Genomic DNA, 10,574 nt, shown 5'->3' with positions numbered 1-10,574 from the left:
TACAAAAAGTCTAGGGAGGAGACCACGTATGAAAGAGTTTCTTGTAGCAGCCGCAACGGCGGTTAGTCTCGGGTTGGCAGGAACCGCGCAGGCCGAAGAAGTCTTGCGCGGGGTAGCAGCACTGCCGGCCAATAACGTGATCACGCAAAGCTTTCTGGAATATGTCGAGATGGTAAACGAGGCCGGTGAAGGCATCGTGCGCATCGAGGTGATCGGCGGGCCCGAAGCGATCCCGTCAACCCAGCAGGACACCGCACTACGCAATGGCGTCGTCGACATTCAGGGCGGGCCGGCGGGATACTATGCCGGTACCGCACCTGAAAGCGAAGCCCTCACCGGCGCCACAGTCACTGCAGCCGAGGCGCGCGAGAACGGGGCGTTCGATCTGCTTCGCGGTGTCTGGCGCGACCGCCTTGGTGCTGAGCTTCTCGCCTGGAACGGCAATGGCACGCAATATTACATCTATCTCCGCGACATGCCGGAATTCGACGCAGACGGAAATGTCGTTCTAACGGACAAGAAGTTGCGTTCCGCCGGGACCTATCGCGACTGGTTCGACGCGCTTGGTGCCGAGAACGTTATGATGAGCCAGTCCGAGGTATTCAGCGCGCTGGAGCGCGGCGTTGTCGATGGTTTTGGCTGGATCACCTTCGCCTCTGACATCGGGGTGAACCGCCTACTCAAGGCCCGCGTTGGCCCTGCGGTGTGGCAAGGCTCGCCTGTCATCATGATGAACGGAAACCGCTACGATGCGCTGCCCGAAGACGCAAAAGAGGTTTTGCAGGATGCGGCGCTCGCGCTTGAGGCAAAGATCGCTGAGCAAATGCCCGCGCGCGTGGCGCAAGAAGAGGAACGCCTGAAGGCGGACGGCATCGCGCTGGTCGAGCCCGATCCAGAGGCCGCCGCACGCTATAAGGACCTCGCTTATTCCGTGGTCTGGGACAAGCTGGAAGCCGATCTGCCTGATTATGCGGCGCAGATCCGTCCCCTGCTCCACCCCGATCAATAGACGCACGCGCAAGCGCCGTCGCGGTCACTGCGGCGGCGCAAAAGGAGGAGGGACGCATGATACGCACATCCACCGGCTCCGTTTGGACCGGCTTTATCCGCAGTCTGTTCACACTTGGTGCAGTCTGTCTGGGCATAATAGTTATCGGCACACTATGGGACGTCTTTGCCCGTTCTGTTCCGCAAATCCATGCACCGGTTTGGCTCGGCACCGTTATCGAGTTCGGCCTGCCCTCATCCGCGATGCTCGCCGCACCATGGCTCGTGCGCATCCGTGGCCATGTCGCCATGGAGCTCATTGATGCAGCCTTGAACACGCGGCAACGCAAAGCCCTGCAGATGCTGACCGATACTGCCGCCGCAGGGATTTGTCTTTTCGTGGCGTGGTATGCGGGCCTCGCGGGGCTTGACAGTTTCGAGCGCGGCGAGGTGGCCGTGCGCGCCGTCGACGTGCCGCGTTGGTATCTTTACGCGATCCTCGCCACCGGCCTCACGCTTTGTGCCCTCGAATTTCTGCGCCATGTCGCCCTCGCCTATCGCAACAAGCCAACCAAGGAGCCTAAAACATGATGCCCTGGTATGCCTCGATGGGGCTGATGGTCGGGTTGATCCTGAGCCTGATGGCGCTGCGCATTCCCGTCGCTTTTGCCTTTCTTCTCGCCAATGTCATTGGCGTCTTCATCTTTATGGGCGGACATTTCGGCCTTGTTCAGCTCGCGGCCAATGCCTCCGAGTCACTCATGAATTATTCGCTTCTGCCGATCCCGCTCTTTATCCTGATGGGCGAGCTCTTCTTTCATACGGGCATTGCGGAAAAGGTGTTTTTCGTCGTCGACCGGCTGATGGGTCGTGTGCGCGGGCGCCTGTCCTATGTCGCAATCGGCGGTGGCACGCTTTTCAGCGCGCTATCGGGCTCAAGCCTCGGCAACGTCGCGATGATGGGGTCGAGTATGTATCCCGAAATGCGCAAGATGGGGTACTCCGACACACTGTCCATTGGGCCAATCATCGCCACAGGTGGGCTCGCCGCGATCATTCCGCCCTCGGGGCTCGCCGTTGTACTGGGCAGCCTTGCGGGCCTTGATGTGGGGCGCCTGTTGCTTGCGGGGCTCGTCCCGGGCGTGCTTTTGGCGCTGAGCTATGCAGCCCTGGTATTTACCCTGACCATGATCCGTCCCGAGGCGGCCCCCGACTACGAGGTGCCGCGTATCAGCGCGCGCGAAAAGGTTAAGCTCGCGGTCGTTAACCTGCTGCCGATGATGTTCATAATCTTCATGGTCATGGGCCTTATTATACTCGGCATCGCGACCCCGACAGAGGCCGCGGCCTTTGGCGTTGTTGCGGTGATGATCGTGGCGGCCTTCTTTCGTCGCCTCACGCTTCGCGCTGTCCTGAGTGCCGCTGAAAGCGCGATGAAGATCAGCGGCATGATCTTCATGATCATCCTCGCCTCCACCACCTTTAGCCAGATCCTAGCCATGTCGGGGGCCACGCGTGGCCTCGTTGGCTGGGTCAGCGGGATTGAGGCCAGCCTGCCGATGATCCTTTTTGCTATGGCGCTTGTGCTTCTTCTCTTTGGTGCGTTTCTCGAACCGGTGGGCATCATGCTACTGACCATCCCTGTTTTTCTGCCACTTGCGCAAAGCTATGGGGTCGATCCCCTCTGGATGGGCGTGTTCGTGCTTATCTTTATAGAGCTTGGGCTTGCTACGCCCCCCTTTGGCATGGCGCTTTTTGTCATGATGGGGGCCACCCAAGGCAAATCGATCCTCGCCATTTCCCGCGCCGTGATCCCCTATCTTCTTTGCACGCTCGCACTGGTGGTGGTGATTTCCGCCTACCCGGAAATCGTGCTCTTTCTGCCAGAGCTGGCAAGTCGGTGACACAACAACGAAGGACAAATCTATGAACCAGATCGAAGGACGGTTGCTGATCGACGGCGAACTTGTCGAAAGTGAAACGGGCAGGTGGGCAGACTCAATCGACCCGTCCACCGAAGAGGTGATCGGACGCGCGGCGTTGGGATCAGCCAAGGACATGCACCGCGCCATCGACGCCGCCGAACGGGCCTGGCCGGCCTGGGCTGCGCGGGAGATGGACGAACGCGCGGAGATACTGCGGGCCTTCGGGGACCGGCTGGCCGAACGCGTCGACGAGCTTTCGCGGATCGAGGTGCGCGACAGCGGCAATACGCTCAGGCCCACGCTGCATGCAATGGACGAGACGCTGAAGACGATACGCTTCTATGCCGGGATCGCCCCGATGATGCGGGGCGAGACTATTCCGGCGTCGTCTCGGCATATGCATATGACACTCCTCGAACCCTATGGCGTCGTGGGTCGGATTGCCGCTTACAACCACCCCGCCCTGTTTTCGGTGGCTCGCACCGCCGCCGCGCTGGCCGTTGGTAATTCTGTGGTCGTCAAACCACCCGAAACCTCACCGCTTTCGGTTCTGATCCTTGGCGAAGTGGCACAGGAAATGCTGCCGCCAGGTGTTTTCAACATCGTCAACGGCACCGGATCCGAGGCAGGAAATGCGCTGGTCCGCCATCCGAATGTCAAGCGTTTGGCGCTCATTGGTTCGGAGCCAACAGGCCGCACCATTCAACGTTCTGCGGCCGAAGTCGCGGTCAAACACGTCACGCTGGAGCTTGGTGGCAAGAACCCGATGATCGTCTTTGCAGACGCGGATGCCGAGGCCGCGGCCACCAGCGCCGTGCGGGGCATGAACTTCCCCTGGCAGGGACAATCCTGCGGGTCGAACTCGCGCGTGCTGGTGCATCGCGACATTTACGAGGACGTGTTGGAGCGTATCACCGCCAAGGTCGCGGCGATGCGGCTCGGCGATCCGATGGCCCATACGACCGATATGGGGCCGATCAACAACGCCAAGAGCTACGCCCATGTCACCAGCTTCTTCGACCGCGACCAAACCGAGGGCGCGCGGCTAATGACCGGCGGCAAACGTCCCGCAGGCGCGGAGTTTGCCAAGGGCTTCTGGGCCGAGCCGACCGTCTATGGTGACGTGACGCCCCAGATGCGGCTCTGGCGCGACGAGATCTTCGGCCCCGTCATGTCGGTCGCGCCCTGGGACGATTACGCGACGATGCTCGCCGATGCGAACGACACGTCTTACGGACTGTCTGCTGCGATTTGGACCAATGACATCACCAAGGCGATCACCACCGCCCGGCGGCTCCGCGCGGGCAGCATCTTCGTCAACGGCTCGAACACGCATTTCGTAGGCATGCCTTGGGGCGGGTTTAAGAATAGCGGCTTGGAGCGTGAAGAAGGCGTTGAGGAGATGCGCAGCTATCTTGAGACCAAGGCGCTGAACATCATGCTTTGAACGCATCCAAAGCAGCAAAGAAAAACGCCGCGCAAGGTCTCCCTGCGCGGCGTTTGCTTTTCCCGCGATCCGCCGTTTCAGAACATCGTCTGAGGGAGGAACAGCGCGATCTGCGGAAAGACGATCAGCAGGATCAGCATCAGGATCATCGCGAACCAGAACGGCCAGATACCGGCAAAGATGCGCAGCATCGGTACATCGGGCGCGATGGATTTCACGACAAAGACGTTGATGCCTACGGGGGGCGAGATCATGCCCATCTCCAGCACGATCACCACGATGATCCCGAACCAGACCAGATCCCAGCCCAGCGTGGCCGCAATCGGCATCACAACCGGCAAGGTCAGCACCAACATCGCGATCCCCTCAAGGAATGTGCCGAGAAAGATGTAGACAAGGATCACCACCGCAAGGATGCCGAGATTACCGATCGGCAGCCCAGTCAGAAACTCCACCATCCGGGTCGGGATTTCCGTCAGTGACATGAACGGGATAAAGACGAAAGCTCCGATCAGGATCAGGAAGATCGTCGAAGTCGCGCTCATCGTCTGAAGCGCGACAAGCCGCATCTTCGCAAGGTCCAGCTTCCGCCCCGCAAGGGCAATGGCAAAGGTCAGCACGGCGCCCACGGCCGAGGCCTCAACAGGCGTGAAGAACCCAGTGTACATGCCCGCGATGGTCAGTCCGATCACCGTGGTGATCGGCGCGGCCCCGATCAGGGCGGCGCGCTTTTCGGTTATATCCGCGCGGTCCCCGGCGGGACCAAGCTCGGGCTTGCGCCAGACCTGCAGGCTGATCACACCGATGAACAGAAGCGACATGAGAATGCCCGGAATGATGCCGGCCATGAAAAGTTGGCCGATGCTCTGTTCGGTCAGGATCGCATAGATGATCATGCCGCCAGAGGGCGGGATAAGAAAGCCAAGCGTGCCGCCAGCGGCCACGGCGCCAGTGGCGAGCCCGTCATCATAACGAAAACGGCGCATTTCCGGCAGAGCGACGCGCCCCATCGTCACCGCCGCGGCAAGCGACGATCCCGAAAGTGCTGCGAACCCCGCGCAACCCGCGATGGTGGCCGAGGCAAGCCCGCCGCGGAGATGCCCGAGAAAGGCATAGGCCGCACGAAAGAGGCTGTTCGACATGCCCGAAACCCCGGCAAGATTGCCCATCAGAATGAACAGCGGAATAACCAGAAGGTTGTAGTTCGAGGCCGCCTCGAAGGTTTCGCCCGACAGGTTCGAGAGCGCGGTCTTCCACCCTTGCGAGATGGCGCGTTCGACAGGCAAGCCGAGAGAGATCATCTTTTGCTGCGTAGCGTAAAGTGTTCCGAAAAAGCCCACGATGATCATGCTGAGCGCGACGGAGAACCGCATCGCGAGCATGACGAACAGGCAGACGAGCCCGAGAATGCCAACGATTTCTACGCTCATGCTCCGTCCTCCAGCGATAGGGCGGCGGCTTGGCCGGTCCGGATCATCTGGCAGGCATCCGCGAACTGGATCGCGGCAAAGAGTCCAAAACACACGGCTAACAGGTAGTAAAAGGGCTCATAGGAAATTTCGAGTTGCTGGGTGACCTCGCCGAAGCGTGCCGCATGGCTGCCTGCTTTGGCGAGTTGCCATGCCATCAACCAAAGGAATGCGCTACCAAAGAGCCTTGCGGCGATCTGCATGCCAAGCGCGAGCCGTCGAGGGAGCATTTCGCTCACGATTTCGATCTCGATATGCGCGCCGCTTCGCGCCCCAAATGGAATGGAAAGCGCGACAAAGGTGACGAGGAACAGGATCAGCGCATCCTCAGCCCCCACAATGGGCGCGGCAAGTAGTTTTCGCATGATCAGAACGTTGACCACGCAGAGCAGCGTCATCACCGTCAGGACGGCACCACCGGTGGTCAGCGCGACCCGCGTCATCCATCGGTCGAAGAGCCCCGCTCCGGCCGCCCTTTCAGCCGCCGGTAGGGGTGATGTCTCCGGTCTTGTCATCTGGAGTGTCTCCTTAACATTCGCCCCGGCTCAGGGGTTGAGAGCCTGATAGACCGCCTCGGCATTCTCGATGCCTTTCGAACGATAGTCCTCGAAGATCACCTGCAGACCGGCCTGAGATGCCGCGACCACACGGGTGCGCTCTTCGTCGGACATCCGCACGAGCTGGCTGTTCTTCATCTTGTCGGGGTTGGCGGCCATCTGTTCCTTGGACATCGTGTCGGCCAGATCGAAGGATTCCGCGCCCTTCATCGACAGGACCCGCCCTGAAAGGCTGTCGATCAACGCACGATGCTCATCGGACAGACCCTCGTAGCGCTCCTTGTTCATAACTACGAAAAGCACCGCGAAATGCACCGGCACGTTTTCGACGAAATAGGGGGTCACGTCCCAAAAGTTCCACGGCGGGGTGATGTTAGAATAGGCGGTGTAGGCAGCGTCGATCGTCCCAGTCGAAAGCCCTGTGTAGACATCCGTGATCGGCATCTGCACCGGCACCGCGCCGATGGATTCAATGATCGGTTGGGTCATTGCGGCATAAGGTACGAGTTTTGAGCCTTCATAGGCTTCGAGCGTCGACAGATCGCGGGTCGATGAAATCACGTTGCCCGCGACTGTCATCAGCGCGATCAGCTTCACATCTTCGTATTCGTCGGCCAGATGCTCCTCATAGGCGTCCCAAAGCCGTCCGGTCGATTCCACCGCGTTCTCTGAGCTGCCCGGAAGGATCGCGAGCATGGTTTTGGGAAAAAGAGTCGGCGTATAGGCGCTGACACCCAGCGTCATGTCGGCGACGCCTTCCAGCGCGCGCTTGTATTGCTGGACGGGGCCCGCGCCGAGCTGACCGCCGGGGAAAATCTGAATCGTCAGATCGCCGCCGGATTGCGTTTCGAGCTCTTCCCCAAACCAACCCAGCATGCGCGTGTGTAGATGGTGCGGGCCAGGCAGGAAGCTTGCGATTGTGAGTTGTTCGGCCAATGCGGCGCGCGGCGCGAGCGGCAAGGTCAGTGCCACGGCGGTAGCCACGGTGAGTGCAGTCTTCTTGAACATTGTTTTCCTCCTCCTGGGAATGTCATCAGTCGAGCGGAACGCTCGCAACGGGTTGAAACCCGTAATTCAGGCCACGCGAAACGAGGTCCTCCTGCCCCGCTGTTTCGCGCGCCAGAACTCTTTGAACCGAGGGCCGCGCGGCGATCCGTTCGGCATGGGTCGCGAGGTTCGGATACCGTTCTTGCGGGAAACCCGCGCCGGTGACACGAAACCAGACCCAGTTGATATAGCTGTCCATCGCCGCCCATTTCTCGCCGTACCACCACGGCGACTGGCCGAGCCGCGCGTCGATGAAATCGAAATGCGGGATCATCATTTCAGCCGCGAGCTTCCAGACATCGCTGCGGGCACCGTCGAGCGAACAGAACCGCTCGGGAATGCGGATGCGTGTCACAATCGGGTGCAAAACCGAGGCGCAGAAGGCGAGATCTGAGACATGCTGGCAGCGTTCGAACTCGGTTTCCGCCGGCGGCAGGATGCCAGCATCAGGAAACCGGCGGCCAAGGTAGCCAAGGATTGCCACGTTTTCCGACAGCGCGCGACCGTCCTCGACCAGAACCGGAACCTTTCCTGCAGGGTTTAGCTTTAGATAGTCGACGTCGCGCTGCTCTTTCGCGATGAACGAGACGACGCGACTTTCGAACGAAACACCTGCTTCTTCGAGGCATGTCATCGGCACACGTGCACAGGTCCCCGGCGCGTAGAAAAGAATGTAGTCGGACATTCGACCTCCTAAATGTAACTGGGGCGAAAGACGCTCAGGACGTAGGTTGCGGTGACAGCAGATCTGCAAGATCGATGCGCTCGAAGAAGGTCTGGCGAACCCGCCCGACCGCCTTGGCCACCTCTTCGGCGCCGTCGCCCAGAAGATCGACCACCGTGCGGAACGGTCGCGTCCCATGCGGCATGTTTACAAGTTCCAGCACTGCGTCGGCCACCACTTGCGGATGCGCGTCGTCAGGCATCAATGCCGACAGACGATCTGAAATCGTGCTAGTGACGTCGTCGTAGCGCGCATAGGCTTCGGCACGCGCGTGATCCTCGGGCGGAGAGGCTTTGGGGAAATGCTCGGTCCCAACCGTGAACGCGCCGGGCGAGACGATGACGGTCTCGATTCCAAAACGCGACACTTCGAGTGCGAGCGATCCCGCGAGCGAATCCATCGCGGCCTTTGCTGCGCCGTAGGGCCCAAGGAACGGCGGGAATCCCCCGTGAACCGTGGTGCTGCTGATCCACAGGAGTGTTCCCTTCTCTTGAGCGCGCATCACAGGCAGCACCGCGCGATTGACACGATGCGCCCCCAGCACATTGACTGCGTAATTCTGTGCGACTTCCTCGGGCGTGAAGGCCTCGGTCGGGCCAAGGACAAGATGACCGGCATTGTGCATCAACACGTCGATGCGGCCGGCTTTTGCGATGACCGTATTGGTTGCCGCATCGACCGAACTGTCTGACAAGATATCCATCTCGACAGTGTGCAAAGACAGGCCTTCGCTTTGTGCCAGCGATGCAAGGGCGTCGGCATGTGGAGCATTGCGGCCAGCTACGTCTCGCATGGAGGCATAGACGATATGCCCACCTCGAGCCAGGGTCTCGGCAGTAAGGCGGCCAATGCCTGTTGCTGCGCCCGTGATCAACACGACATCTGACATCGCTTTACTCCTCCCCAGAAAACGATTTATAAGAACTATTTAGTTAGGTAAAATATATTTTGATGTAAATCAACTGTTTTTTGACAAGGGGAATGCCGTTAGGGAACGTCTGAAAAACCTACCACTTTTGGCATGATCTGATAGGCTTGGGCAAGCCTGCAAGGAGCCTCGCTGATGTCGAAACAGCCTGCCTTTCCCGGTCTTCGCGATGCGATGAAGAAGAAGCGGACGCGGCGGGAACTGTTCCTGGCGGAGATGGATGCGGTGGTGCCGTGGGGGCGTCTGCTAGCGCTGATCGGGCCGCATTATCCAAAGGCTGGGGTGAAGGGTGGGCGGCCACCGATGCCGCTGGAAACGATGCTACGGGTATACTTCTTGCAGAACTGGTATGCGCTCAGCGACCCGATGGCCGAAGAGACGCTGTATGACAGTGAAGCGATGCGGCTGTTCGCCGGGATCGAGCTGGGCGATGACCGCATACCCGACGAGACCACCATCCTCAACTTCCGCCATCTGCTGGAGCGGCACGGGCTGACCGAGGCGATTTTTGCAGATGTGAACGCGCACCTGGTCGACAAGGGGATCACCCTGCGCTCCGGCACCCTGGTGGACGCGACCATCATCGACGCGCCGTCCTCGACAAAGAACAAGGCAGGCGCGCGCGATCCCGAGATGTCGTCCACGAAGAAGGGCAACGACTGGTATTTCGGCATGAAAGCCCACATCGGCGTGGATGCCGACAGCGGCGTGACCCACAGCCTGGAGACCTCGACGGCCAAGTTGCACGACAGCCAGGTCTGGGACGAACTACTGCATGGCGATGAGACCTCGGTCTGGGCCGACAAGGGCTATGTCAGCGCCGCGCGCGAGGCCGGGTTCAAGGGGCAGGGCAAGGTCTGGGGCGTCATGCGCAAGGCCCCCAAGGGTGGCATACTGCATCCCCTCGACGAACAGGCCAACCGCATCATTGCCAAGGTGCGCGCCAAGGTCGAGCATCCGTTCCGCGTCCTCAAGCGCCAGTTCGGCCATGTGAAGACCCGCTACCGCGGCCTCGCCAAGAACCGCGCCCAGCTCTTCACGCTGTTCGCTCTCGGCAACCTGTTCCTGATGCGACGGTGGTTGATGGTATGAGGACGAGTCTGCCAGAAATCTGCCACACCGCCCCAGCGGTGGGTCTGAAGCCATGAAGAAGCACGCCAGATACCCGTCTCGCGCCCGCCAAGCCAATCAGGCGGCCATCTTGGCGAAGTCGAACGCGTTGATCAGACGTTCCTTAGTAAATTGTCATGTTGGCCGACGATCAGGAGGCTTCGCGCACACCGATGGTAGACGGAGTAAACTTTGCTCGTCGTGTAATTTAATACTGCTCAGCGGAGAGGGATCAGGCTGCGCTTTTTACGATGCCCGATTCAACGATGATGTCTGTCGTGCGCTGCAAATGCTCCGCCATCAATCTCTGCGCAAGCAGCGTATCATGGGCCATGACCGCGTCGAAAATCGCTTGGTGTTCATCGTTCACGTTGCGCTTT

11 protein-coding genes are annotated in these 10,574 nt (G+C 60.1%); 5 read left to right on the top strand and 6 right to left on the bottom strand.

What is annotated here, in order from left to right; translation table 11 throughout:
* Positions 1-28: 28 nt before the first annotated feature.
* The 4 genes from ACN0X0_RS22115 to ACN0X0_RS22100 are packed head-to-tail and all read left to right on the top strand — an operon-like array spanning position 29 to position 4,359.
* Positions 29-1,009: a hypothetical protein gene (locus ACN0X0_RS22115; protein ID WP_417281008.1), complete on the top strand. Its 981-nt coding sequence runs from the start codon at positions 29-31 to the stop codon at positions 1,007-1,009.
* A gap of 56 nt (positions 1,010-1,065) precedes the next feature.
* Entirely contained in the window at positions 1,066-1,578 is a 513-nt protein-coding gene (locus ACN0X0_RS22110) for a TRAP transporter small permease (RefSeq protein ID WP_417281007.1), read from the top strand.
* A complete protein-coding gene (locus ACN0X0_RS22105) occupies positions 1,575-2,891 on the top strand; it encodes a TRAP transporter large permease (RefSeq protein ID WP_417281006.1) in 1,317 nt (438 codons plus the stop codon). The genes ACN0X0_RS22110 and ACN0X0_RS22105 overlap by 4 nt, the downstream gene beginning before the upstream one ends.
* Positions 2,892-2,913: 22 nt before the next feature.
* On the top strand, positions 2,914-4,359 hold the full coding sequence (locus ACN0X0_RS22100; protein WP_417281005.1) for an aldehyde dehydrogenase family protein: 1,446 nt from the start codon (positions 2,914-2,916) through the stop codon (positions 4,357-4,359).
* 77 nt (positions 4,360-4,436) lie between these two features.
* Here ACN0X0_RS22100 and ACN0X0_RS22095 read toward each other — a convergent pair whose 3' ends face one another.
* Genes ACN0X0_RS22095 through ACN0X0_RS22075 form a run of 5 tightly spaced genes read right to left on the bottom strand, consistent with a single transcriptional unit; the run spans position 4,437 to position 9,045 of the window.
* The gene (locus ACN0X0_RS22095) at positions 4,437-5,789 is read right to left on the bottom strand and encodes a TRAP transporter large permease (protein ID WP_417281004.1); all 1,353 of its coding nucleotides are present in this window, start codon (positions 5,787-5,789) and stop codon (positions 4,437-4,439) included.
* Positions 5,786-6,343: a TRAP transporter small permease gene (locus tag ACN0X0_RS22090; protein WP_417281003.1), complete on the bottom strand. Its 558-nt coding sequence runs from the start codon at positions 6,341-6,343 to the stop codon at positions 5,786-5,788. The genes ACN0X0_RS22095 and ACN0X0_RS22090 overlap by 4 nt, the downstream gene beginning before the upstream one ends.
* Before the next feature lie 30 nt (positions 6,344-6,373).
* Entirely contained in the window at positions 6,374-7,393 is a 1,020-nt protein-coding gene (locus ACN0X0_RS22085; RefSeq protein WP_417281002.1) for a TRAP transporter substrate-binding protein, read from the bottom strand.
* 25 nt (positions 7,394-7,418) lie between these two features.
* Complete coding sequence (locus ACN0X0_RS22080) at positions 7,419-8,117, bottom strand: glutathione S-transferase family protein (protein ID WP_417281001.1); 699 nt, start codon at positions 8,115-8,117, stop codon at positions 7,419-7,421.
* A 34-nt stretch (positions 8,118-8,151) separates the two neighbouring features.
* Complete coding sequence (locus ACN0X0_RS22075) at positions 8,152-9,045, bottom strand: SDR family oxidoreductase (protein ID WP_417281000.1); 894 nt, start codon at positions 9,043-9,045, stop codon at positions 8,152-8,154.
* 174 nt (positions 9,046-9,219) lie between these two features.
* Between ACN0X0_RS22075 and ACN0X0_RS22070 the strand changes: the two genes are divergently transcribed.
* Positions 9,220-10,176, top strand: a complete 957-nt coding sequence (locus ACN0X0_RS22070; protein ID WP_417280999.1) for an IS5 family transposase — start codon at positions 9,220-9,222, stop codon at positions 10,174-10,176.
* 250 nt (positions 10,177-10,426) lie between these two features.
* On the opposite strand, the gene ACN0X0_RS22065 is transcribed toward ACN0X0_RS22070, so the two are convergent.
* Positions 10,427-10,564 (bottom strand): hypothetical protein, encoded by a 138-nt coding sequence (locus ACN0X0_RS22065; protein ID WP_417281009.1) that lies wholly within the window; start codon positions 10,562-10,564, stop codon positions 10,427-10,429.
* Positions 10,565-10,574 lie beyond the last annotated feature (10 nt).

The organism is Celeribacter sp., from assembly GCF_048270365.1.
Taxonomy (GTDB): Bacteria; Pseudomonadota; Alphaproteobacteria; order Rhodobacterales; family Rhodobacteraceae; genus Celeribacter.
This window is presented reverse-complemented; position numbering and strand designations above follow the sequence as displayed.